General features: G+C 51.5%; 23 protein-coding genes and 1 pseudogene. 18 read left to right on the plus strand and 6 right to left on the minus strand.

Going from position 1 to position 21,789, the window contains the following annotated elements:
- The first annotated feature begins 18 nt into the window (after nucleotides 1–18).
- From fliD to EP25_RS0121215, 3 genes are read left to right on the plus strand one after another with little or no spacing between them, the layout of a single operon-like run.
- Nucleotides 19–2,016, plus strand: coding sequence for a flagellar filament capping protein FliD (fliD, locus tag EP25_RS0121205; RefSeq protein ID WP_031435697.1), 1,998 nt, complete (start codon nucleotides 19–21; stop codon nucleotides 2,014–2,016).
- Between the two features lie 40 nt (nucleotides 2,017–2,056).
- Nucleotides 2,057–2,443, plus strand: a complete 387-nt coding sequence (gene fliS / locus EP25_RS0121210) for a flagellar export chaperone FliS (protein ID WP_152555709.1) — start codon at nucleotides 2,057–2,059, stop codon at nucleotides 2,441–2,443.
- Complete coding sequence (locus tag EP25_RS0121215; RefSeq protein WP_084191130.1) at nucleotides 2,436–2,759, plus strand: flagellar protein FliT; 324 nt, start codon at nucleotides 2,436–2,438, stop codon at nucleotides 2,757–2,759. The genes fliS and EP25_RS0121215 overlap by 8 nt, the downstream gene beginning before the upstream one ends.
- On the opposite strand, the gene EP25_RS0121220 is transcribed toward EP25_RS0121215, so the two are convergent.
- Nucleotides 2,760–3,557 (minus strand): cytochrome C assembly family protein, encoded by a 798-nt coding sequence (locus EP25_RS0121220; protein WP_031435700.1) that lies wholly within the window; start codon nucleotides 3,555–3,557, stop codon nucleotides 2,760–2,762.
- A gap of 125 nt (nucleotides 3,558–3,682) precedes the next feature.
- Here EP25_RS0121220 and ffh point away from each other — a divergent pair, with 125 nt between their 5' ends.
- From ffh to EP25_RS22260, 10 genes are all read left to right on the plus strand, one after another.
- Nucleotides 3,683–5,038: a signal recognition particle protein gene (gene ffh / locus EP25_RS0121225; RefSeq protein ID WP_031435701.1), complete on the plus strand. Its 1,356-nt coding sequence runs from the start codon at nucleotides 3,683–3,685 to the stop codon at nucleotides 5,036–5,038.
- Between the two features lie 181 nt (nucleotides 5,039–5,219).
- Complete coding sequence (rpsP, locus tag EP25_RS0121230; protein ID WP_031435702.1) at nucleotides 5,220–5,471, plus strand: 30S ribosomal protein S16; 252 nt, start codon at nucleotides 5,220–5,222, stop codon at nucleotides 5,469–5,471.
- A 6-nt stretch (nucleotides 5,472–5,477) separates the two neighbouring features.
- Entirely contained in the window at nucleotides 5,478–5,987 is a 510-nt protein-coding gene (gene rimM / locus EP25_RS0121235; RefSeq protein ID WP_031435703.1) for a ribosome maturation factor RimM, read from the plus strand.
- A gap of 8 nt (nucleotides 5,988–5,995) precedes the next feature.
- Nucleotides 5,996–6,742 (plus strand): tRNA (guanosine(37)-N1)-methyltransferase TrmD, encoded by a 747-nt coding sequence (gene trmD, locus EP25_RS0121240; RefSeq protein WP_031435704.1) that lies wholly within the window; start codon nucleotides 5,996–5,998, stop codon nucleotides 6,740–6,742.
- A 9-nt stretch (nucleotides 6,743–6,751) separates the two neighbouring features.
- Complete coding sequence (gene rplS / locus EP25_RS0121245) at nucleotides 6,752–7,099, plus strand: 50S ribosomal protein L19 (RefSeq protein WP_031435705.1); 348 nt, start codon at nucleotides 6,752–6,754, stop codon at nucleotides 7,097–7,099.
- Between the two features lie 76 nt (nucleotides 7,100–7,175).
- Nucleotides 7,176–7,676, plus strand: coding sequence for a methylated-DNA--[protein]-cysteine S-methyltransferase (locus EP25_RS22255; protein ID WP_036300848.1), 501 nt, complete (start codon nucleotides 7,176–7,178; stop codon nucleotides 7,674–7,676).
- On the plus strand, nucleotides 7,654–8,568 hold the full coding sequence (xerD, locus tag EP25_RS0121255; RefSeq protein ID WP_036300851.1) for a site-specific tyrosine recombinase XerD: 915 nt from the start codon (nucleotides 7,654–7,656) through the stop codon (nucleotides 8,566–8,568). Before EP25_RS22255 ends, xerD begins: the two co-directional genes overlap by 23 nt.
- 3 nt (nucleotides 8,569–8,571) lie before the next feature.
- A complete protein-coding gene (lpxA, locus tag EP25_RS0121260; RefSeq protein WP_031435708.1) occupies nucleotides 8,572–9,354 on the plus strand; it encodes an acyl-ACP--UDP-N-acetylglucosamine O-acyltransferase in 783 nt (260 codons plus the stop codon).
- Between the two features lie 226 nt (nucleotides 9,355–9,580).
- Nucleotides 9,581–10,387, plus strand: coding sequence for a hypothetical protein (locus EP25_RS0121265; RefSeq protein ID WP_152555710.1), 807 nt, complete (start codon nucleotides 9,581–9,583; stop codon nucleotides 10,385–10,387).
- 57 nt (nucleotides 10,388–10,444) lie between these two features.
- Nucleotides 10,445–13,756 carry a sensor domain-containing protein gene (locus EP25_RS22260; protein WP_152555711.1) on the plus strand — a complete coding sequence of 1,104 codons (3,312 nt, stop codon included), beginning with the start codon at nucleotides 10,445–10,447 and terminating at the stop codon, nucleotides 13,754–13,756.
- A 99-nt stretch (nucleotides 13,757–13,855) separates the two neighbouring features.
- Here the strand turns inward: EP25_RS22260 and EP25_RS0121275 are convergent, their stop codons facing one another.
- The 3 genes from EP25_RS0121275 to msrA all read right to left on the minus strand — a co-directional run bounded on the left by EP25_RS0121275 (nucleotide 13,856) and on the right by msrA (nucleotide 15,915).
- Nucleotides 13,856–14,320, minus strand: coding sequence for a hypothetical protein (locus tag EP25_RS0121275; RefSeq protein ID WP_152555712.1), 465 nt, complete (start codon nucleotides 14,318–14,320; stop codon nucleotides 13,856–13,858).
- 118 nt (nucleotides 14,321–14,438) lie between these two features.
- Nucleotides 14,439–15,107 (minus strand): Bax inhibitor-1/YccA family protein, encoded by a 669-nt coding sequence (locus tag EP25_RS0121280; protein ID WP_031435712.1) that lies wholly within the window; start codon nucleotides 15,105–15,107, stop codon nucleotides 14,439–14,441.
- Nucleotides 15,108–15,270: 163 nt separating this feature from the next.
- Nucleotides 15,271–15,915 (minus strand): peptide-methionine (S)-S-oxide reductase MsrA, encoded by a 645-nt coding sequence (gene msrA / locus EP25_RS0121285; RefSeq protein ID WP_051906961.1) that lies wholly within the window; start codon nucleotides 15,913–15,915, stop codon nucleotides 15,271–15,273.
- Between the two features lie 80 nt (nucleotides 15,916–15,995).
- Between msrA and hslO the strand changes: the two genes are divergently transcribed.
- The 3 genes from hslO (at nucleotide 15,996) to EP25_RS0121300 (ending at nucleotide 18,530) form a co-directional block, all read left to right on the plus strand.
- On the plus strand, nucleotides 15,996–16,871 hold the full coding sequence (gene hslO / locus EP25_RS0121290; protein WP_031435714.1) for an Hsp33 family molecular chaperone HslO: 876 nt from the start codon (nucleotides 15,996–15,998) through the stop codon (nucleotides 16,869–16,871).
- 73 nt (nucleotides 16,872–16,944) lie between these two features.
- Nucleotides 16,945–17,712: a hypothetical protein gene (locus EP25_RS0121295; RefSeq protein WP_031435715.1), complete on the plus strand. Its 768-nt coding sequence runs from the start codon at nucleotides 16,945–16,947 to the stop codon at nucleotides 17,710–17,712.
- Nucleotides 17,713–17,765: 53 nt separating this feature from the next.
- Nucleotides 17,766–18,530 (plus strand): metal-dependent hydrolase, encoded by a 765-nt coding sequence (locus tag EP25_RS0121300; RefSeq protein ID WP_084191131.1) that lies wholly within the window; start codon nucleotides 17,766–17,768, stop codon nucleotides 18,528–18,530.
- Between the two features lie 28 nt (nucleotides 18,531–18,558).
- On the opposite strand, the gene ppa is transcribed toward EP25_RS0121300, so the two are convergent.
- A complete protein-coding gene (gene ppa / locus EP25_RS0121305) occupies nucleotides 18,559–19,107 on the minus strand; it encodes an inorganic diphosphatase (protein WP_031435717.1) in 549 nt (182 codons plus the stop codon).
- Nucleotides 19,108–19,199: 92 nt separating this feature from the next.
- Here ppa and EP25_RS0121310 point away from each other — a divergent pair, with 92 nt between their 5' ends.
- Nucleotides 19,200–19,994 (plus strand): DUF2797 domain-containing protein, encoded by a 795-nt coding sequence (locus EP25_RS0121310; protein ID WP_031435718.1) that lies wholly within the window; start codon nucleotides 19,200–19,202, stop codon nucleotides 19,992–19,994.
- Nucleotides 19,995–20,077: 83 nt separating this feature from the next.
- Here the strand turns inward: EP25_RS0121310 and EP25_RS0121315 are convergent, their stop codons facing one another.
- A complete protein-coding gene (locus EP25_RS0121315) occupies nucleotides 20,078–21,199 on the minus strand; it encodes a hypothetical protein (protein WP_051906962.1) in 1,122 nt (373 codons plus the stop codon).
- A 121-nt stretch (nucleotides 21,200–21,320) separates the two neighbouring features.
- On the opposite strand from EP25_RS0121315, the pseudogene tnpA reads away from it, so the two are divergent.
- Nucleotides 21,321–21,752, plus strand: a pseudogene (gene tnpA, locus EP25_RS0121320) (IS200/IS605 family transposase).
- Nucleotides 21,753–21,789: the final 37 nt, after the last annotated feature.

The following is a 21,789-nucleotide window of genomic DNA, read 5'->3' on the forward strand; positions in this document are numbered from 1 at the left end:
TTCAAATAGGGGGAAGTAATGGCTGGTGGAGTAACATCTTTAGGCTTGGGTTCCGGTATCGATGTGCGCAGTATCGTCGATGGCTTGGTGGCGGCGGAACGGCAGCCGCAGGAATTTCAGTTGACCAAACAGGAATCCGATATTCAATCCAAGCTTTCCTCCTATGGTATTTTCAAGAGCGCCCTGTCTGATTTTAGATCATCGCTGGCTGGTTTACGGGATTCCGGCAAATTTGAGGCTCTCCAGGCGAAGACCAGTCAAAGCGATGTGATTAGCGCGTCGGTCAGTAGCAATGCCGAAACCGGACATTTTAATCTCGAATCGAAACAACTGGCTCAAGCGCAAAGTTTGGTTTCGGCGGGGTTTGCCGATGCTAATGCGACAGTCGGTACGGGAACTTTAACGATCAAATTCGGTGCGACGGACTATGATCCTGACACCGATGCCTATAATGGTTTCAACCAAAATCCGGAGAAGGGAACTTTAACGCTAACTCTGGATGGCAGTAACAACACGTTGACCGGAATGCGCGATGCGATCAACGAAGCCAATGCCGGTGTTAACGCCAGCATCGTCTATGATGGCAGCGCTTACCGCTTAGTGTTGGCGTCCGAAAAAACTGGCGCCGCGAACAGTATGCAAATTACGGTCGACGACCCCAGCTTGTCGCAGTTCGAATTCAACGAGACGGCGACGAGTATGGAGCAAACCCAAGTGGCCCAGGATTCCATCTTGAGCATTAACGGCTTGGATGTGACTAGTGCAACAAATACGTTCAATGATACTCTGAAAGGCATAAGCTTGGATTTGGCCCAGGCCCAGCCTGGAGAGACAATTAGTCTCGACATATCTCACTCTACCGAAGGTGTCGTCGACTCGTTGCAAGGCTTTGTCGATAGTTTCAATGAATTGGCTTCTTCCGTCAAAGATCTGACTAGTTATGATCCGCAGACGCAATCGGGCAGCGCTTTGTTGGGCGATGCAACGCTCAGAAGTGGAATGAGCCAAATCCGTTCCGTGTTGGGCAGCTTAGTCAGTGGGTTGGAAGGCACCTCCATAAGAACTTTGGTTGACTTAGGGATAACGACGCAGGCTGACGGCACGTTAAAGTTCGATAGCGGTAAGTTGACCGAGGCGCTTAAGTCGGACCCGGACGGGGTTGCGGCCGTTTTTACCCAAATCGGCAGGCCCAGCAATGATAATGTTGCTTTCTTTTCCAATACCGGCGATACGCAAACCGGAAATTATGCGGTCAATGTGACCCAGGCGGCCACGCAAGCATTGTTGTCCGGCGCCACTAATAGCGTGAATTCGCTAACCGTCACCGCCGGCGTTAACGATACGTTCAAAATCAATGTCGATGGGTCTTTATCGAGTGCGATCACGCTTAGCGCGGGCGTTTATGCCAATGCGAACGAGTTGGCGGCGGAAATCCAGGCGCAGATCAATGGCAACGAGACGTTGAGAAATCAAGGGGCCAAAGTAACGGTCAGTTATGATGGCGCTAACAATAGGATGATGATTGCTTCACAAACCTTCGGCTCCGGTTCCCAGGTTGAGATCACCGAATCGAACGCCAGCGATTTAGGTCTGGCTGTCGCGGCGGGCGTGGACGGAACGGATGTGGCGGGGACGATAGGCGGTATTGCCGCCGAAGGCGATGGCCAGTATTTGACCGCAACGAACGGCTTGAAGTTGTTTGTCGATGGCGGCGTCAGCGGCGATCTTGGATCTGTCAATTTTTCCAGGGGCTTGATGGAAAAACTGGATTCGGTGTTAGGCGGTTTACTGGATAGTGACGGCAGCTTGACGGCCAAAACCGAAGGTTTGCAAAAGAGTCTGGATCAGATAAATGACGAACGATTGGATTTGAACGATAAGATCGCTAAATATGAAGAAAGACTGTTGAGCCGGTTTAATGCGATGGATGCGATGCTGGGGCAGATACAAAGCACAGGATCTTTTTTAAGCCAGCAATTGGCCTCTCTTCCTTACAATAATATATCGAAGAAATAAGTAGCAGGTGGATATGATGAATGCATTGTCTAATAGAGCCATGAATCAGTATAAACAAGTCGGTACCCAAGTCGGGGCCGATTCGGCCGACCCCCATCAATTGATCGTCATGTTGTTCGATGGCGCATTAGAACGTATAGCCATTGCCAAGGGGGCCTTAGAGCGCAATGATATCGAAGAGAAAGGCCAGAAAATCGGCAGAGTGATTGCCATAGTCGATGGTTTGCGTGCTTCGCTCGACAGAGATCGCGGCGGCGAAATAGCCGAAAACCTGGATAATTTATATGACTACATGCAACGGCGCTTGTTCGAGGCGAATCTAAAAAACGATGTGGCGATATTGTCCGAAGTCGCGGACTTAATTAAAGAAATCAAGTCGGCCTGGGTGGCGATCCCTATGGAACAAAGACAGGCTGCTAATGGCTGATTCAGAGATGATTGCCCAACAGCAGCTCGATCTGGGCCGTGTGCTGGAGTTGGCCGATTTGATGTTGCGCAAAGCCGAGCAGCAGCAATGGGCAGAGGTCGCAAAGCTACAAAGTCTCAGGGATCGTTTGATTCATGAGTTTTTTGCCAATAAAGCTGTACTCGAAGACCGGCGTGTAGCGGAAGGCATTCATCACATTATCGAGACCGATAAGCAATTGGCGAACCTGATAACCGAGGAGCGCGGGTCTTTGCAGGCGGAAATCCAAAAAATGAAGCAGGGCAAAAACGCGGTCAAGGCCTACTCGTCCAAATAATCAGTCTATATTCAAAATCAATTCCAACACCAGTTTGCTGCCGAAATAGGCCAGCAACAGCAGGATGAATCCCGCCAAGGTCCATTTCGTCGCGGTCTGGCCGCGCCAACCGTAACGCATCCGTCCGAACAGCAGGGCGGAAAAAATCAGCCAGGCCAGTATCGACAGCACGGTTTTATGCGCCAGATGCTGGGCGAATAAGTTGTCTATGAAGATAAAGCCGCTGATCAGCGAGATCGTCAAAAAGATAACGCCCGCCTTAATCATTTGAAAGAGCAGCGCCTCCATGGTTTGCAGCGGCGGCAGGGTCAAGATGATTTTGCGCGGCGGATGTTTCCTCAGTTGCCGTTCGTGGATGGCCAGGAAAATGGCTTGCAACGCGGCGATGTTCAACAGGCTGAAAGCGATGATCGACGTGAAGATATGGGTGGCCATTTGCCAGCCGTATCGATGCAGGCTGTGTTCTTGGTCGGGAAACAGCAGGGTCAGCGCCAGCATCAAGATGGCGAGCGGAAAAATCGCGATTCCCAGCTTCTCGATCGGCTTGTTCAAGCTGGTCATGAGCAGCAGCAGGGCAATGATCGAGGTGATGGTCGAGCCGATGCCGAAAAAACCGAAATCCAAGCCGTCTTGCTGCACGGATACGATGGCCGTATAGATGAAATGAAGCAGCACCGCGATCCAGCCCGGATAAGTGGAGCGGTATTGCGATTTTTCGTCCACGATATCTTTCGACAGTAGCAGGGTACTGCCGGAATAGCAGCAGATCGATAATATGCCGATGATAGCAGGATTCATATTCAGTTCTGGCGGATTTCAGGTGCAGAAATAATAATTCAAGTAATTCGATATGGTAATATAATCAGCTGAATAGTCATAGGGCAAAAGCTCTGTCTTGATCAACCAAGAATAAAGATAGCGATATGTTTGATAATTTAACCGACCGCTTAAGCGGTACTTTGAAAAAGTTAAAAGGTCAGGGCCGGCTGACGGAGAGCAATATTAAGGAGACCATGCGCGAGGTTCGGATGGCGCTGCTCGAGGCGGACGTGGCCTTGCCGGTGGTCACCGAATTCATAGAACGGGTCAAGGAGGGCGCGCTAGGACAAGAGGTCCAGTCCAGCTTGTCGCCGGGACAGGCGCTGATCAAGCTGGTTCAGTCCGAATTGATCAAGGTGATGGGGGAAGCCAATGAAGCGCTCAACCTGAAGACCAATCCGCCGGCGATCGTGTTGATGGCGGGGTTGCAGGGGGCAGGTAAGACGACGACCGTTGCCAAACTGGGCCGTTATCTAAAGCAGAAGGAAAAGAAGAAAGTTGGTGTGGTCAGCGCCGATATTTACCGTCCGGCTGCGATCAAGCAGTTGCAGACGCTGGCCGACGATCTGGATCTGGTGTTTTTCGACAGCGATGCCTCGGAAAAACCGGTCGACATCGCCAATCGGGCGATTGATGCGGCCAAACGCCAGTTCCTGGATGTGCTGATTGTCGATACGGCCGGTCGCTTGCATATCGATGACGAGATGATGGGCGAGATCAAGGAGCTGCACGCGGCGATCAAGCCGGTCGAAACGTTGTTCGTGGTGGACAGCATGACCGGTCAGGATGCCGCCAATACGGCGAAGGCTTTTCACGACGCTTTGCCGTTGACCGGTGTGATCTTGACCAAGGCCGATGGCGATGCGCGCGGTGGCGCTGCATTGTCGATTCGTCATATTACCGGCAAGCCCATTAAATTCATCGGTGTCGGCGAAAAAACCGATGCGTTGGAGCCTTTCCATCCCGATCGTATCGCCTCTCGTATCCTCGGCATGGGCGATGTCTTGACCCTGATCGAGGAAATCGAACAGAAGGCGGATAAGAAAAAAGCCGAGAAACTGGCGAAAAAAATCCAAAAAGGCAAAAGTTTTGATTTGGATGATTTGAAGGAACAACTGGAGCAAATGCAGAATATGGGCGGCGTCGGCGCGATGATGGACAAGTTGCCGGGCGTCAATGAAGTTCCCAAGGAGATGCGCGATAAGGTCGACGACAAGGCGTTGGCGCGCCAGATTGCGGTGATCAATTCGATGACCAAACAGGAGCGGCGTTTTCCCGATCTGATTAAAGGCAGCCGGAAAAGGCGTATCGCCGCCGGATGTGGGCAGGAATTGCAGGACGTGAATCGTATTCTAAAGCAACATAAAATGATGCAGAAGATGATGAAGCGCTTCACCAAGGGCAACATGACCAATATGATGCGCGGCTTGAAGGGCAACATGCGCGGCATGCGGATGTGAGTATCCGCCGGAGGTTCGGAAATGTTCCGGCAAACCGGGTATTTCCGCAATACGGCCGCGATGTCTTTTCGTGAAGCCGCTATTGCTGCCGATTTTGTAATTTGTTCTTCACATATTTATTAATTCGCGTAAAATAGGCGGATTAATTTTTTTGACTTAATATTTTTAGGGTGTTTGTTAAATGGTATCCATTCGTTTATCCAGAGGCGGCGCGAAAGACCGTCCCTTTTATCACGTTGTAGTCACTGACAGCAGAAACAGCCGCGATGGCCGTTACATCGAACGTCTGGGCTTTTTCAATCCTCTGGCGCAAGGCAACGAAGAAAGACTGCGGTTGGACAGTGAGCGTGTTGAATACTGGAAATCCCATGGTGCGCAACCATCCGAGCGTGTAGCTAAATTGATCAAAGAAGCTGCCAAGGCTGCCGCATAAGCAACATTGTCGGCTAAGGATTTTATTAAAGTCGGCGAAATCAACGGCGTTTTCGGGGTCAAGGGTTGGGTTAAGGTTTTTTCCTTCACCGAGCCAAGAGAAAATATCCTGAATTATTCTCCCTGGTATTTGCAAAGAAAGGGAGAAACCAAGGAAATGCATCTGGTCGGCGGCCAGCGCCAGGGAAAACTGGTGGTTGCTGCGCTGGAAGGGGTTGCCGATCGTGATGCGGCGGCGGCCCTGATCGGTTGGGATATTCTGATCGATAAAGAACAGTTGCCGGTTCCGGAGCAAGGCGAATACTACTGGGCCGATTTGGTCGGTCTACGGGTAGAAACCGAACAAGGCGAAGCATTGGGAATTGTTGATCATCTAATGGAAACCGGCGCCAATGACGTGCTGGTGGTGAAGGATGGTAAAAAGGAACGGTTGATTCCTTTTTTGCAACAGCAGACCGTGTTGAATGTGGATATTGAAAACGGGTTGATGATCGTGGATTGGGATCCTGATTTTTAGCGCTTGCCATGCGTTTTGACGTGGTCACACTGTTTCCTCAGATGGTGCGGGACGCCGCCGGTTATGGCGTGACGGGAAAGGCCATCGAGCGGGGCGTGGTGCAACTGGCGACCTGGAATCCGCGCGATTATACCCACGACAGGCACAGGACGGTCGATGACAGGCCTTATGGCGGCGGGCCGGGAATGGTAATGAAATTCCCGCCGTTGTTGGAGGCGGTTAATGACGCCAGACGGCAAGATAATTCTGGAACGTCGCGGGTGGTGTGCTTGAGTCCGCAAGGCAAGCCGTTGACTCAGGCGGTGTTGGCGGAAGTCGCCGATGTATCCCAGCTGATTCTGGTGGCGGGGCGTTATGAAGGGATCGATGAGCGTTTTATCGAAAACGTTTGTGACGATGAGTGGTCCCTGGGTGATTATGTTATTAGCGGCGGCGAACTGGCCGCCTTGATCGTCATCGATGCGGTGACACGGTTGATTCCCGGTGTGCTGGGGCATGAACAATCGGCAATGCAGGATTCGCACATGCGAGGTCTGCTGGATTGTCCGCATTTTACCCGGCCGGAAGCAAGCGAGCTGGGCGATGTGCCGAAGGTGTTGCTGACCGGCAATCATGCGGCGATCGAGCGGTGGCGTTTGAAACAAGCCTTGGGCCGGACCTGGCTGAGACGGCCGGATTTGATAAAAAAAATGGCATTAACGGCGGAACAGCTTGTTTTGCTGGAAGAGTTTAAAACTGAAATAGATGTTAATTAGGGTGTGGTAATGAGTAATATTATTAAAGAATTGGAAGCGGCACAGCTGAAAAAAGACGTACCGGAATTTGGTCCTGGCGATACCGTCGTCGTTCAGGTGAAAGTTATCGAAGGTAACCGCGAAAGACTGCAGGCTTTCGAAGGCGTGGTGATCGCAAAACGGAATCGTGGTTTGAATTCGGCTTTCACCGTCAGAAAAATTTCTCACGGTGTCGGCGTCGAGCGTGTATTCCAAACGCACAGTCCGCTGGTCAGCAGTATTGAAGTGAAGCGTCGTGGTGACGTTCGTCGCGCGAAACTGTATTATATGCGCGAACTGACCGGTAAAGCGGCTCGTATTAAAGAAAAACTTTCCTAATCGAAAGTTTACGGAAACCGCTTCGGATCGAAAAGGCAGCCGGTTAGGCTGCCTTTTTTTTGCTCGTGACAAAGCTATGGGATTAACGATTTGTTGGCAAACGTCGCAAGATAACGCTGAAAGTAAGGTTCCGGTCGTAACGGACTTTGCTGTTCTGTATTTGTATTTGACCGATGAAGTGATACAACATAGCGAATGGCATCCTTTATCGGGGCATGAAGCAAATTGCTGTACGTCGTTGCAACGAGAGGTCAGGCTGTTTCTAGAGCGGCCCGAGCGCTGCGAATTAAATCTTGTACTGCGGCGGCAGGGGACGGAATTCTGTCATCGGGTCTGGCAAGAACTGATCCGAATTCCTTTTGGCGAAACGTTGACGTATGCGCAATTGGCGCAACGAGTCGGTTCCGGTGCCCGCGCCGTCGCCAACGCCTGCAGAAGCAATCCATTTCCCGGTTTTATCCCTTGTCACCGAGTGGTGGCCGTGCGCGGAATCGGCGGCTTCATGGGGCAAAAGGAAGGGCCGTATGTTGAACTAAAACGCCGAATCCTACAATATGAAGCAACACAGAGAAGATGAAATAACGCCGGACGCGGTGAGGTTAATCGATCTTTTTCTTGACGCGTTGTGGGTGGAGTTCGGGCTCAGTAACAACACGTTGGCGGCCTACGGCAGCGATTTGCGGCAGTTTTCGAAATGGTTAAATAATAAGACACTGACAGATGCCGACGAGGCGGATATCGCCGAGTTTTTGGCGACTCGTTATCGTCAGGGCATCGGTCATCGCACGTCCGCCAGAATATTGTCCAGCCTGCGCCGCTTCTATAATTATCTGTTGCGCGAAGGTAAGATCACAGTCGCCCCCACCGCGCTGATCGACGCGCCGCATATCGGCAGGGTTTTACCGCTCTCCTTGTCGGAAGCGGATGTCGAATTGTTGCTGGCGGCGCCCGAAACCGGCGATTCGCTGGGGTTACGCGACCGGGCCATGCTGGAAGTGCTTTATGCGACCGGTCTGCGCGTGTCGGAATTGGTCGGATTGAAATTCGAGCAGTTGAATCTGCAACTCGGTTGTCTCCGTATCACCGGCAAGGGCAATAAGGAAAGGCTGGTACCGATCGGCGCCGAAGCGATGAATTGGATAGAGCGATATTTCGCCGATAGCCGGCAACTGCTTTTGTCCGGCAGGCAGTGCGATTTTTTGTTCGTGACCAAACGCGCGAACGGCATGACAAGACAGGCGTTCTGGCATATCATCAAACGCTACGCCAAGAAAGCCGGTATCACTAAGGAAATGTCCCCGCACACCTTGCGCCATGCCTTCGCCACCCATTTATTGAATCATGGCGCGGACCTGCGCGTGGTGCAGTTATTATTGGGGCATTCGGATTTATCGACCACGCAAATCTATACCCATATCGCGCAAGAGAGGCTAAGGGATTTGCATGAGAAATTTCACCCGAGAGGATAATACATGACACAAAACATACATCCGACCGCATACATTGCCGATGGTGCGAAACTGGGCGCCAATATCAAGGTGGGTCCGTTCGCCGTGATCGAAAATGATGTTGTTATCGGCGATCACTGCCAAATCGGCGCGCATGCCGTGGTGCAACGTTATGTCAGAATGGGCGAGGGCAATATCCTGCATCCTCATGTCGTCCTAGGCGATTTGCCGCAGGATGTCAGTTTCGATCCGGACAGCGTTTCCTGGCTGGAAGTGGGCGATCGTAACACTTTTCGCGAAGGGTTCACCGCCCATCGGTCCTCGAAAATCGATGGAGTCACCTGCATCGGTTCGGATTGCTATTTCATGAATAACAGTCATGTCGCCCATGACTGCAGCGTCGGCAACAAAACCATATTCGCCAATAATGTCGCGATCGGCGGACATGTCGAAGTCGGCAGCAATGTCTTCATGGGCGGAGGTGTGGTCGTGCACCAGTTTTGCCGAGTCGGTTCCTACGCCATCGTTCAGGGCACGACCGGCCTGAATAAAGACGTTATTCCCTTTATGTTGATTGGCGGCCGGCCTGCCAGGCATTACCGTCTCAATACGGTAGGCCTGAAACGCGCCGGCATAACCGGTTCACGCTATAAAATCTTGTCCGCCGCATTCCGCTTATTGAAAAAGAAAGCCCCCCTGGATGAATTGGAACAAAGCGAGGACCTGGATCTGTTGAAAGCCTGGTTGGCGGCGGAAAGCAAGCGCGGCATACATGGCTTTATCGATGTCAGCAAGGTCGACGAATAAGGTGAGAAGTTTTCGAGTCCAATCGATATGAATTGATGCAGTGCCGTTGATAACTGGGAACGAATACGGCACTTTTACTATACTTGGTTGATAATAAAACTATTTCATCTTAGGTGATGTTTTTAAACATCGCGCCGCCGCGCTGTGTGAGTCGCCCCGCTCAACCTTTTTTCCAGGATCATGATGCGACGTGTCCAATAACGCTTTTTCAGCATCTGAATTCGATTTGCCCCAGTCGAATCGAATTCATCGCCGCTTGCAATTCCGCGCCGTAACAAGCCTGGTGTTGATCAGCTTGTTGTTGGGCGCGGTTTTTACGTATCTATTGTATCGCGCCGAGAGGAGACAGCTTGAGGCCGCCTTGCTGTCCGCGATGGAACTGCAAACGGCCGCGCTCGAAGCGGAGATTAATCGGCTCAAAAATATCACCACGCAAATTACCAGTCGGACCCGTATTCGTCAGGAACTGGAAAAATACAACCGGGGCTTGATTAGTCAGGAAGCGTTAGCGGCATTCAGCCGGCCTAAATTGGCCGATGCCATGCGTTTGGCTCCCGATATGATCGGCATTAGTAGACTTAGCACCAAAGGACGGGTATTGATACAAATAGGCGAATCCGTACCCACGTCACTATGGCCGAAAGATTTTGCGGCGGATTCCATCAAGCTAGGGACGCCGCGAGAGATTGATGGCCGCAAGCGCTTGGTGCTTAGTGCTCCGATTAACAATCGCGAAGGTATGAAGGCCGGTATCGATCTGGTTGTGTTCGATTATCAACGGCTGGATGCTATTCTGCATGGTTTTTTTCTCCGCTACCGGGGCAGCGGCACTATCCGCCTGGCGGCGAGGGAGGCGGCGGGCATCACGGATTTATTGACGTCGATTAAGTCGAATCATCGGGATCTTCTTGAAACTATCAACGGGCAAGTCAAACAATTCCCACTGGAGAAAAAAGCAACTGTTCATTTACTTTCGGTTCCTGACGGAAAACAATTGATAGTTGCCCTTAATCCGATTGGCGATACGGGCTGATTGGTATTGTTTGTTAACGATAGCAACGATTTTTTTGCGGACGCCTATGCGCAGGCCATGCAAACAATACTGTTCATCGTTATTTTAACGTTGGCGGGCAGTTTTTTGACTTTTCTGGCCATCAGGCCGCTGTCCGGACCCATTTCGGTCGAAACCGGAATATTGTTTAATTTGTTACAGGAACACAAGGAATTGTTGAGGAATGTGCGGCGCAGTGAATCCCGTTTGAGCGAAGCGCAACAAGTGGCCCATATCGGCAGTTGGGAATACAATTTGGTTGAGCGTACTATATGGTGGTCCGACGAGGTTTTTCTTATATTCGAGTTGCCTCCTCAGCAGGTGGAAGTGGCCTACGAAAGTTTTCTGGGAATCGTCCATCCGGAAGACCGTGAATTGGTCGATCGAACTTATCGAGAATCGGTTGCCAACCATAGCCCCTTCGAGATCGTCCATCGTTTACAGTTCGACGAAGGGCGGATCAAGTATGTCAAGGCACGAGGCGAGACTATTTACGACGAGTCGATTGCCGAAGTCCGCTGCATTGGGACGGTACAGGACATTACCCGGCACTATCAGCAGGAGCAGGAACGGAATCGTTTGCATGCCGTTCTGAATGCTCTGGTGGAAGGCTCCTCCGACGCCATTTTCGTCAAGGACCGCGACAGTCGTTACCAGCTTGTCAATCGAGCATTAGTCCAGCTACTGAATAAAACTAAAGACCAGTTAATGGGCGCATCGGACTATGAGTTGTTTCCGGACAATCTGGCGGAAAAATATCAGCAGGATGACCGCCGTTTTATGCTGGAGAAACGCACACAGACCTATGAAGAGCCGGTGCTTGTCGACGGTCGGCGCCTGTCCTATTTGACGACCAAGGGGCCTTTGATTATCGATGGCGATATACAAGGAGTTTTCGGTATTTCCCGCGATATTTCGGAACGTAAACAAACGGAAGAACGTTTGCGCGAATCGGAAGAAAGCTACCGCGGCCTGTTCAACAGTGTGCCGGATGGTATTTTTATCGTTGATCGGGATGGCTATATGATCGATGTCAACAGGGCCGTGGTAACTATGTTCGGTCATTCCCGGCAATTTTTTAGCGGCAAACGATTGCTGGATTTGGCTGACCAGCACAAAAACGATAAGGCCGATCTGGAAAATATCAGGCAACAGATTTCAGCAGGAGACAGGCAGCATTTTTCTTTCTGGGGACGGCGCGCTACCGAGCAATATTTTCCGTTGGATGTCGTGCTCAATCAAGGGCGCTTTCATGGGCGCGAGGTCATGTTCGCCGTGGCCCGTGACTTTTCCGAACAAGTCGAGAACCAGGCTCGCCTGGCCAGAGTGGAATGGGAATGGAATCAAGCCATGGACCAGTTCGAAGACGCCATCTATCTCATCGACATGCAACGGCATTTGGTGCGCGCCAACCAAGCGTTTTACCGCATGATCGGGCTCGCTCCAGAACGGTGCCTGGGGCGACATATCGTCGAATTGGTGCATCCTGATGGCGAGGATGAAATTTGTCCCGTTTGTCGGGCGCAACAGTCGGCCGAAGAGGGGGCTATTATTTTAGAAGCCGAAGACCGTCACAATCCCACCCATCGTCCTCTCGAAGTGAATCTGAAGGTAGTACGGGACGGTTCAGGATTGGCCGGAGGCATGTTGTTGAGTATTCGCGATTTAAGCAAGATGCGTCGAACCGAAGAACGCCTGCGTTTGTCCGCCAGCGTGTTCGAAAGCACCGGCGAAGGTGTCGTCATTACCGATGCCGATGGCAATATCGTCGAGGTCAATCGCGCCTTTAGCGAAATCACCGGATACCGTCGAGAAGAGGTGATCGGGCGTAATCCAAAAATCTGGCAATCCGGACGTCATGATAAGAGTTTTTTTATCGAAATGTGGCGTTCGCTGAAAGATAACGGCAAATGGCGGGGCGAGTTATGGAACCGGCGTAAGAACGGAACGGTCTTTCCGGAGTTGTTGACTATTAGCGGTGTCGTCGACGAGCAAAATCGTTTAACGCACTATGTCGGTGTTTTTACCGATATCAGCGAACTCAAGCAATCGCAGCAACAATTGGACCACTTGGCGCATCACGACGCTCTCACAGGTTTGCCCAATCGTCTGTTGTTGTATGGCAGGCTGGAGCAAGCGATCCGGCATGCGGATCGTCAGGGTACCCAGGTGGCGGTGATTTTTCAGGATTTGGATAATTTCAAACATATCAACGACAGTTTCGGCCATAACTCGGGAGATGAGTTATTGCGGCAAGTAGCGGCTAAACTGGAAGCCGCGGTGCGTAAGGAGGATACCGTAGCCCGTCTGGGCGGCGATGAATTCGTGAGCTTGCTGGAGAATATCGACAAAGCGGAGCATGTGGTGGTGGCCGTGAAAAAATTGATGGCCGCTTTCTCCGAACCATTTTCCCTAACCGAACTGGATATTCGCGTGACAACCAGTATCGGTATCAGTCTCTATCCCGGAGACGGCAAGGATGCCGCGACCCTGCTTAGGAACGCCGATGCAGCTATGTACCGTGCCAAGGCGAAAGGACGCAATACTTATCAGTTCTATACCGAAGAATTGACCCGTCACGCCTTCGAGCGGGTCATGCTGGAAAACAATCTGCGGCGGGCGATTGACGAGGAGCGACTGTTTTTAGTCTATCAGCCCCAAGTGGAATTGCAGGGAAGGCAGGTCGTTGGCGTCGAGGTCCTGGTGCGTTGGCGGCATCCGGAATTGGGTAACGTGCCCCCAAACAAATTCATTCCGTTGGCCGAGGACTGCGGATTGATTTTGCCCCTGGGAGAGTGGGTTCTTCATAATGCCTGCCGGCAAGCCAAACGATGGCTGGATCAAGGCATCGACTTCGGTTGCGTCGCGGTCAATGTCTCCGGCGTGCAGATTCAACGCGGCGGTTTGTTGGACGTGGTAAAAAGCGCCTTACAACTGAGCGGTCTGCCAGCCTCCCGCTTGGAGTTGGAGGTTACCGAGGGATTTATCATGCAACAGGCCGAGTTTGCGGTCGGCCAACTCTCTAATCTGAGAGAACTGGGCGTCACCTTGTCTATCGACGATTTCGGTACGGGGTATTCATCGTTAAGCTACCTGAAGAAATTGCCCATACACAAGCTTAAGATCGACCAGTCGTTCGTACGGGATATCCCGGAGGACCCCAACGACATGGCGATAGCCGATGCGGTCATTGCGATGGGCAGAAGTTTGGGGTTGGCGGTGATTGCGGAAGGCGTGGAGAGCGATGAACAGCGGCAATTTCTGGAAAAGGCCGGTTGCCGGGAAGGTCAGGGATATCTGTTTGGCAAGCCACTTCGCGCCGAAGCGTTCGAACAATGGTTTAAGAGGTAAGGTTCCTGGTAAATAATATGCGCTGACAATGTGGGGCGCCAACCTTCGCGCGAATCGAATGCCGAGGCTCTTGCTTGGGGCGGCCGCTCCCACGGCGTGTTAAATACTGTCCTGGTAGGGATCGGTTTTCTTTTCCGGTGGCGGCGGGAAAGATTTTTCCAATTCCTCGCCTAATTTATCCAACTGTTTCTTCAGTTCCTGGCCAAACGACTCCATTTCCTTCTCTATCTCAGGCATTTGTTGTTCCAGTTGTTTGTTCAGGTTTTCGCCGATATTCTTCAGGCTGTCGAACAAGCCGTTGAATATATCTTCGGATAGACCGTAACGGGTGCGCCGGTAATCAACGCGCCATTGCTGCTCCTCTTTGACTAGGAAGGTCGTGAAAGTGGTCGTTTTATCGTTGGCTTGCCTGGCTTCGGTTTCGACGCGAGCCTGGTCGGTGTCGATGACGATTTGGCCTATGGCGAAACTGGCGCCCTGGAACTTTTGTTCGGACGATTGCAATAATGGCCGGCTTTCCGAGGTGGTGTAATGTTCGGCGCCGGTCAGGTCGTTGGCGGCCATGGCCTGCCAAAACTTTAACGCGACCTGGTCCGGAGTTTTCGGGCTTTGGCACGAAGCCAAGACAAGGATAAAAAAAAGTCCGGGCAACGCCGGACTTTTTCCGATGAGCGATGCAAGCTTAATCATCGCCGCCGAAAGCCGCCAGTAATTGCAGCAGGCTCAGGAACAAATTGTAAATGGAGACATACAACGAGACGGTGGCGAGGATGTAATTGGTTTCGCCGCCGTGAATGATGGCGCTGGTTTCAAACAGGATCAAACCCGACATCAACAACACGAACATTGCCGAAACCGCCAGCGACAACGCCGGAATGGAGAAGAACACCGCGGCCAGGCCGGCGATGAACGCAACCAAAATGCCGACCATCAGGAAACCGGCGATAAAGCTGAAATCCTTGCGCGTGGTCAAGGCATAGGCGGACAAGCCGAGGAAAATCACGCCGGTCCCGCCCAGGGCGGTCATGATCAGTTCATGGCCGTTGCTGAACACGTGCAGATACATATTCAGGATCGGGCCCAGGGTCATGCCCATGAAGCCGGTCAGGGCGAAAACGAAGACCAATCCCAGCGCGCTGTTGCTAAATTTATGGGTTAAAAACAACAGTCCGAAATAGCCGACCAGGGTAATGATCATGCCGGGATGCGGCAGATTCAAGACCATGGACACGCCGGCCATGGCCGCGCTGAACAGCAGGGTCATGGACAACAGCAGATAAGTGTTTTTCAGCATTTTATTGGTCGCTAAAATGCTCTCTTGGGTACGAGTTGTTGCAGTAGTCAGTCTCATTTTTTTATTCCATAGGTTAAACAAGTTAACGGGTAAGACCTTACAATCTTACAAGAGTTTCCGGGCGATTGTAAGCAATTAAAGGGAGAAATACTCCATCATCGAGAATTGCTGGAACGGTCAATTAGAATCGGGCCCCGGCGCCCTGTTCGGATCGAACATTCTAACGATAACTCGGTCTCCCCGTCTCGCTCAAAGGGATGTCGCAACTGCTTAAGCGAGGGGTCTTGGCCAGATATTGCTGGTGGTAGTCCTCGGCATAAAAAAATTCCGGAACGGGCAGAATTTCAGTGGTGATGGAGTCGAAGCCATAGGCGTGCAATCTTTCCTGATAGTGTGCCTTGCTGTTGAGGGCGGCTTGTTCCTGCTTTTCCGAATAGAAGTAAATGGCCGAGCGGTATTGCGTCCCGATATCGACGCCCTGTCTCATGCCCTGGGTTGGATTATGCCCTTCCCAAAACAACTCCAACAGGCGTTGGAAGCTGATTTGCTCTGGATCGAAAACAACCATGACGACTTCGGCATGGCCGGTTTGCCCGGTACAGACTTCTTCGTACGTCGGATTGGGAGTATAACCGCCGGCATATCCGACCGCCGTGCTGTAGACGCCGGTTTGCTGCCAGAATCTTTTCTCCGCGCCCCAGAAACAGCCCATAGCGAACAAAGACTGTTCCAAACCATCCGGAAAAGGGGGGATGATCGGATTGCCGGTGACGAAATGAAATTTTGGTGTGCACACGGGAGTGGCGCGACCCGGCAAGGCCTCTTCGGGTGAAGGTAATTGCGTTTTTTTATTGGAAAAGATCATGGGAACCGTCCTAGCATCAGTTCTTGAGCAGAGCTATAGATTATAATGGTCTCATTTAGTTTGTTAACCCCATCAATATCATGAAAGAACAAGATTGTTTGAGACGTTTTATTTTCGAGGATTTGGGCGTACGCGGGGAATGGGTGCGCTTGGAAGACAGCCTGCGCCAGGCCAAACAATTTCAAACATTGGTCAATGACCGGGTCGATGAACAATTGGGGCAAGCGTTGGCGGCGGTGGTGTTATTGTCGGCGACGGTAAAGTTTCAAGGTTCGATGATTCTGCAGGTTCAGGGCAATGGCGATTTAAAAACTTTGGTGGCCCAGGCGACCAACGAGCGCAAAATCAGGGGGTTGGTGCGCAGTGTTGCCGGGGTGGCGGGCGCCAATCTCAAGGAAATGATGGGGGAAGGGCATTTGGTGTTGACGATCGAGTCGGAAATTGCCGAGCCCTATCAAGGGATTGTTTCTCTGGAAAAAGACACGTTGGCCGATATTCTTCAGCTTTATTTCAGGCAGTCGGAACAGTTGGCGACGCGCTTTTGGCTGTTCGCTAATCAAACCCATGCCGCCGGCTTGATGATTCAGGAACTTCCGGACCGGAAAAGCTACAAACAGGATTGGGAGCGCATCGAAATGTTGGCTTCCACGGTCACGGCGAAGGAAATGCTGACCTTGGATAGCGAGGAAATGCTGTATCGTTTGTTCAATGAAGAGAAAGTACGTTTGTACGAGCCCGAGCCGGTGGAATTTCACTGTAATTGCTCCCGCCAGAAAATTAGCGGCACGTTGTTGGCATTGGGACGGGATGAGTTGGAAGAGATATTAAAAGAGCGGGAAGATATTGAAGTCGATTGCCAGTTTTGTGGTGCAAGATACCATTTCGACAAAGTCGACGTGGAAAATATTTTGTTAACGCAGTCGACAGAAGGCGCCGTTTCGGGAACGCAGCATTAATACGGCGTACGGTTTCCTCGCGGTTGCGTTTGTCAATGTCGCGCAGCGCGGCCGCGCAGGTCAGAGGTATATGATGAAAAATAAGCTGGTCAAACTATTTCGGTTATTGTTGTTATTCAGTCTTTTGTCGACAATGACCGGTTGTTTCTACTGGTGGCGCGCGTATCAGACCTATTTGCAAATGGATGAATTCGACGAACATTTCGCCATCAGTGTGGAAGACAGTTTCATCGTCCATTTCAAGGATCCTATTTTGCTGAGCGATGATTTCGTCTCTCTGGCCAAACTGAAGCCCAGCGAGATCCAGGCCACCAAGAACGGCAAGTTGTGGAAATACCGTTTTCGTAAAATCGATAATGACGGGCGTTTGGTCGTACCGGAAGTGCAGTTTTCCTTCGACTTGGCCTTCGACAAGGACGATCAAATCTCGGCTTGGTCGTTTTCGCCGTTATTTTTGCAGATCGCGCCGCCTGAGTTCCTGGAACTGTCTTTTCGCTCGCTCGGTAGCGCCGAGATCAATAAAGGCAAACGTCAACTGAAGGTCGATACCGACAAAATAGCGAAAATCAACACTGAATTGCCGTTGAAATCGGTGGTCCTGCAAAAGCTGGGCGAGCCCTTGGCAATCGAGAAAAAGTCCGATCAAGAGATTTTTACTTACCATTTCGAGTTGGAGGCCTACGACATTGAAGAAGGTTACGAGGATCGCAAGCTCAGTGTCGTCAAGTTGACTTTCGATAGGGAAAGCGACGAGTTAATCAAGATGTCCGGTCGTTTCGCCGGATTGAAAATTTCCATCAATTATCGCAAGTACCAGCAACAACATAAACAAGCGGCATGAAGCGGCCGCATAAGTCCGTTTAGCGCGAAGACAGGGAATTTTTATCAGCAAATATGGCGAATTTTAACACCCACGTGACCGTGGCTTCGGCCGCAAGCGGCCTGGCTGCGTCGACCGCGGCCTATGTCGGTTTGATAGAGGCCATGGATGCGGCCTGGTATATGTTTATCGGCGTAATCGGCGGGATGCTGCCCGATATCGATGCCGACAATTCCACGCCGGTCAAGCGCCTGTTCACGTTTTTGGCCGGATTGTGCGGCGTGTCGGTGTGGACGATTTTCGCGCCTTTCCTGGAGTCGCAACGCTTGCTGCTGGCAGCGGCGGTGGGTTTTCTGCTGGTGCGTTATCCGTTGTTTTTCTTGTTTCAGCAGACGACGGTTCACCGCGGCGTTTTCCACTCTTTGCTCGGGGCGCTGTTTTTCGGCTTGTTGGCGGTCTGCGTCAACCATTATTTTTTGCATTGGACTGTATTGCAATCATGGTTGAGCGGCATTTTTCTGGTGTTTGGTTTCATCGTGCATCTATGCCTCGATGAAGTTTTCAGCGTCGATCTCGCCAACGGCCGCATGAAAAAGTCGTTCGGCACGGCGCTGAAATTGTTCAGTTACAACGATGCCACGGCGTCGTCCCTGCTGCTGGTCGCGGCGATCGCCTTATATATCGCGGCACCGCCTGCGTCACAATTGATCAGGGCCTGGGAAATGGCGCAATGGGCGAAGGTCGATATCACGAACGGACAGTCCTTCGACGTGTTAGAACGTAGCGGCCTCGACCTGCTCTCCGAATTCAATGTGAATCCCGGTTCTTACCGGCGTTAATTAATATAAAGCTCTGCTTGAGTGCCGATTATAAAGACGGTTTCTTGATCAATCTTTCATAGCGCTCGAGGCTGTCGATGATTTCTTTCTTGGCTTCCTCAATTCCCGCCCAGCCGTCCAGCCTGACCCATTTGTTTTCCTCCAGATCCTTGTAATGCTCGAAAAAATGATAGATTCTTGCCAGTTTGTCCGGCTGAATGTCTTTGTAACTTTTGACGTGATTGTAATAGGGGGTCAGCTCGGGAATGGGAACGGCGAGTAATTTGGGATCGGGCCCCGACTCGTCGGTCATTTGCAATATGCCGATCGGACGGCTTTTGATCATACACCCGCTTAGCAGTGGTGCGGGGGTAATCACCATGACATCGACCGGGTCGCCATCCTCGGAGAGCGTTCGTGGGATATAACCGTAATTGCTCGGGTATTGCATCGCGGTGCCCATGAAACGATCGACAGTGAGTGTCCCGGTGTATTTATCGACTTCATATTTAACCGGATCGCTGGAAGCGGGTATTTCGATGATGACATTGATGATGTCAGGCGCGTCTTTTCCTGGTACGACTTTGGCAATAGACATTTACATCCTCTTTGTCTGAATGCAAAAAAATGTCATTATAACAGCTGTCATCGATCAATTTGGGGGATTTGGTGTTAGGGTGTTTGCGTAAAATGGAAACAGAGTTGGCAAGTCCGGTTTCGTATCGCTTGCCGTTATCGGAGGAATTAGTGGATCTGAATCCGCTGATCGGCCGGCAAGTAACCTTACGCTATAACGGGCAAATATTTTGTATTCACTGCCGACGTAAGACCAATAAGAGTTTTAACCAGGGATATTGCTATCCTTGCTTTACCAGGCTGGCGCAATGCGATATGTGCATCATGAAGCCGGAAACCTGTCATTACGATAAAGGAACCTGCAGGGAACCGGAATGGGCGCAGCAATTCTGTTTTCAGCCGCATTACGTGTATCTGGCCAATTCTTCCGGCATCAAGGTCGGCATCACCCGGCAGAATCAGATACCGACCCGCTGGATCGACCAGGGAGCGGTACAGGCGTTGCCGATCATGAAAGTGCAATCGCGCTATATTTCCGGGTTAGTCGAGGTCGTCATCGCCAATCATGTCAGCGATAAAACCAGCTGGCAGCGTATGTTGAAAAATCAGGTCGAACGGATCGACTTGCCGGCGATACGGGACGAATTGTTAATCGAATGCGAAAACGAGCTGGCCGATATCGCCGGGCGTTTCGATGAGGCCGCGATCGAATATCTGCCCGATGCCGAGGCCGTGGATATCGACTATCCGGTGGAGGTGTACCCGGCCAAGGTCAAATCGTTCAATTTCGATAAAAAAGCGGAAGTCACGGGCGTGTTACAGGGAATCAAGGGACAGTATTTGATTTTCGATAGCGGGGTGATCAATATCCGTAAGTTTGCCGGCTACGAAGTCGAATTACTGCTGTAGGAGCGCCGGACTCGGCGCGATCGGGGAGCCTGGATATTCAATTCGATCCGGGGCGCGGCGCACCCATGCCGAAAATACACCGCCTACCTTGGCTTGTCCATATAGCTGTAATTGACGATCACGAGCCAGCTTTTCGAGGGAGTAAATTCGACTCTTTCCCAGGCGGCGATTTTGAAAATTTCGTGGTTGTCCTCGATGAAGGAATAATAGCCGATGCCGTCCTCGTCGGTCAGTGTCAGGTGGCCGAACGCCAGCAACGAGGGAGACTGCTGGTTTCGCGGGTCGAGAAACAAATTGCTGCCCTGGTAACGGCTGTTTTTGTCGAATACGATCAAACCGTCGTTGGCCATGATCCAAATGTCGCGGGCATGAACGGGAATTTCCGCCGTCATCGGAAATAGTTCGGGCAAAACCCGTTCCGGCTGTATTTGCGCTTCCAGAAAATGGCTGATTTGCCCCTCTTGCATCACCGGTACGCGGAAATACACATTCAAGTGGCCATCCTGGGTTTCCGCCGTTGGCGCCGAAAATTCCTGCGCGCTGCTGCGCCAACCGGCCGAGGTGGCTGAAGATATGGCGCCGATCGGCTTGACCGAGAAGCGTTCGAATTTGGGATAGAGGCTTTGCAACTTGTCCAGGATAGGCTGGACGTTGCCCGGCTCGGCCAGGTTCAGTTTGCTTAATTGAGCGGCCGCGTTATGCAGATCCTCGAACAATTGCGACGTTCCTTGTTTGATTGCGGTCGCGACGACTTGCGCTTGTTTTTGCGCCGTTTCGCTGAACGTCGTGACGGTGGCCAAGGAGTTTTCGACCTGATGCTTCGCTTGTTTCATCGCCAACGCATAATGCACCGAGAAGCCGGCGCCAGCGAGGATGGCGGCTAATAGAGCCAGGCTCATGAATACCAGCGTTTTATTGCGGTTCAAGAAGCGGCGTAACAATTCCTGTCGACTGTAAGCGTAAATATTGACGACACGCCCGTCCCGAAAGGCTTTGAGCTGTTCGGCCATTTCCTGGGCATCGGCAAAGCGCAAATGCGGGTCTTTTTGCATAGCCTTGTTGCAGACCGCAACCAGTTCGGGAGGCGCCGTTTTTTCGTATTTGCCGGGGTTGGGGGAGGGCGCGTTGCCGGTGAGGTGCTTTGCTATCGTTTCCAGGCCCCCGCCGTAAGGCAGTCCGCCGGTCAACAGCCGGAACAGAATCACGCCGAGACTATAGACATCGCTCTGTTTACTAGCCTGGCCGCTTAATTATCCATCATAAGGTTTAAACCACCGGCTTTAGCCGGTCAGCTTTAGCTGCGATAATTTGCCCAAGGAGGTGGCGATGGACTATAGATACGGCAGCCATACGGTTTACCAAATTGAGTATCATTTTGTTTGGGTTACGAAGTATCGTTATAAAGTGCTGAAGGATGAAATAGCCGAACGAGTGAGAGACTTGGTGCGGCAGACATGCGAAGCCTTTGAGATACGGATTATCAAAGGTGTCGTGAGCAAAGATCATGTGCACATTTTGGTGAGTGCGCCGCCGACTATGGCCCCAAGCGAAATCATGAGGCGAATCAAGGGACGAACTTCGAGCTATCTGTTCGAAGAGTTCCCGCACTTGAAAAAGCGATATTGGGGTCGACATTTTTGAGCCCGCGGTTATTTTTGCGCCACAGTGGGGCAAATGACTGATGAGATGATAAAGCAATATTTGGAGCATCACTTTGAACCTAATCCAAACGATAATTTCAAGATGGAGCCCGACTAAGACGCGTCGTTTAGTCGACGCGTATCCGGACTTTCAG

This window comes from Methylomarinum vadi (assembly GCF_000733935.1).
GTDB lineage: Bacteria > Pseudomonadota > Gammaproteobacteria > Methylococcales > Methylomonadaceae > Methylomarinum > Methylomarinum vadi.

Bases quoted from the DNA above. Each gene is read 5' to 3' on its own strand.
- msrA (WP_051906961.1), bottom strand. From the start codon at position 15,915: ATGATCTTTTCCAATAAAAAAACGCAATTACCTTCACCCGAAGAGGCC.
- EP25_RS0121220 (WP_031435700.1), bottom strand. From the start codon at position 3,557: ATGAATCCTGCTATCATCGGCATATTATCGATCTGCTGCTATTCCGGC.
- EP25_RS0121295 (WP_031435715.1), top strand. From the start codon at position 16,945: ATGAAAAATAAGCTGGTCAAACTATTTCGGTTATTGTTGTTATTCAGT.
- ppa (WP_031435717.1), bottom strand. From the start codon at position 19,107: ATGTCTATTGCCAAAGTCGTACCAGGAAAAGACGCGCCTGACATCATC.
- hslO (WP_031435714.1), top strand. From the start codon at position 15,996: ATGAAAGAACAAGATTGTTTGAGACGTTTTATTTTCGAGGATTTGGGC.
- EP25_RS22260 (WP_152555711.1), top strand. From the start codon at position 10,445: ATGCAAACAATACTGTTCATCGTTATTTTAACGTTGGCGGGCAGTTTT.
- EP25_RS0121310 (WP_031435718.1), top strand. From the start codon at position 19,200: ATGGAAACAGAGTTGGCAAGTCCGGTTTCGTATCGCTTGCCGTTATCG.
- fliD (WP_031435697.1), top strand. From the start codon at position 19: ATGGCTGGTGGAGTAACATCTTTAGGCTTGGGTTCCGGTATCGATGTG.
- lpxA (WP_031435708.1), top strand. From the start codon at position 8,572: ATGACACAAAACATACATCCGACCGCATACATTGCCGATGGTGCGAAA.
- fliS (WP_152555709.1), top strand. From the start codon at position 2,057: ATGAATCAGTATAAACAAGTCGGTACCCAAGTCGGGGCCGATTCGGCC.
- EP25_RS22255 (WP_036300848.1), top strand. From the start codon at position 7,176: ATGGGATTAACGATTTGTTGGCAAACGTCGCAAGATAACGCTGAAAGT.
- xerD (WP_036300851.1), top strand. From the start codon at position 7,654: ATGAAGCAACACAGAGAAGATGAAATAACGCCGGACGCGGTGAGGTTA.
- rplS (WP_031435705.1), top strand. From the start codon at position 6,752: ATGAGTAATATTATTAAAGAATTGGAAGCGGCACAGCTGAAAAAAGAC.
- EP25_RS0121300 (WP_084191131.1), top strand. From the start codon at position 17,766: ATGGCGAATTTTAACACCCACGTGACCGTGGCTTCGGCCGCAAGCGGC.
- EP25_RS0121275 (WP_152555712.1), bottom strand. From the start codon at position 14,320: ATGGCCGCCAACGACCTGACCGGCGCCGAACATTACACCACCTCGGAA.
- EP25_RS0121215 (WP_084191130.1), top strand. From the start codon at position 2,436: ATGGCTGATTCAGAGATGATTGCCCAACAGCAGCTCGATCTGGGCCGT.
- ffh (WP_031435701.1), top strand. From the start codon at position 3,683: ATGTTTGATAATTTAACCGACCGCTTAAGCGGTACTTTGAAAAAGTTA.
- trmD (WP_031435704.1), top strand. From the start codon at position 5,996: ATGCGTTTTGACGTGGTCACACTGTTTCCTCAGATGGTGCGGGACGCC.
- rpsP (WP_031435702.1), top strand. From the start codon at position 5,220: ATGGTATCCATTCGTTTATCCAGAGGCGGCGCGAAAGACCGTCCCTTT.
- EP25_RS0121280 (WP_031435712.1), bottom strand. From the start codon at position 15,107: ATGAGACTGACTACTGCAACAACTCGTACCCAAGAGAGCATTTTAGCG.